Source organism: Vibrio sp. 2134-1 (genome assembly GCF_033339495.1).
Genome location: NZ_JAWOUS010000346.1, coordinates 1 through 757, shown reverse-complemented (window position 1 = coordinate 757; position 757 = coordinate 1). Strand labels below are relative to the sequence as shown.

The window sequence follows — 757 nt, the reverse complement described above, 5'->3', positions numbered from 1 at the left end:
CGAGTAGGGAAGTACGCACGCGAAACTTAAAGTGGTTGATTGTGAGGAAGTATAGCAACCCTTTAATAGGTAGAAGGACAATGAATAAAAGCGCTAGTGCGATACCCGCTAGACTCAAAGATGCGGATAAGCCGATATTTAAGAAGAAGCAGACGAGAAAGAGCTCTTTCATATTAAATAGCGATTTAGACAACTCTGACGCTTTACGGTGACCAGCGAGCATCATGCCAAGAATCAAGGCGCCAAGGTCTGGTTTCATTCCAACTAACTCAAACAGTCCGGCACCCACAACAAGCGCGAAGAAAATGCCGAACAGCACTAACATCTCGCCGTGGCCTACTTTATCCAATAACTTGTAAAACAGCGGGCGTAGAAGAGGAAGAGCAAATAGACCTATGGCGTACCATTCTGGCACTTTGCCTGTTGAAACAGTCAGAAACACGACCGCGAAGATATCTTGCATAACCAAAATACCGATGGCCAGTGTGGCGTATGTCGCGTTGAGTTCACCTTTTTCCTGCAGTGTTTTTACCGCGAAAACAGTGCTAGAGAAGGAAAGTGCAAAGGCTAGGAGCAATATCTGCCCGCTTTCCATACTTGCAAGGGACGTTAATCCAAGCAGTTTCAGCCCTGACAACGCAAGGGCAAAAAAAGCGGTTGAAAGAATATTGTGCGCTGTTGCGCCGCCCCAAATTTCTTTGGAGAGCAATGTTTTTACATCGAGCTTTAAGCCAATAGTAAAAAGCAAAAGAGTAAC

The 757-nt window shown here is 45.4% G+C and carries 1 protein-coding gene; it reads right to left on the bottom strand.

The window, feature by feature from the left end; all coding sequences use genetic code 11:
* On the bottom strand, positions 1 to 757 hold a 757-nt coding region (locus R7R78_RS25885), incomplete at both ends, for a cation:proton antiporter (protein ID WP_225474586.1).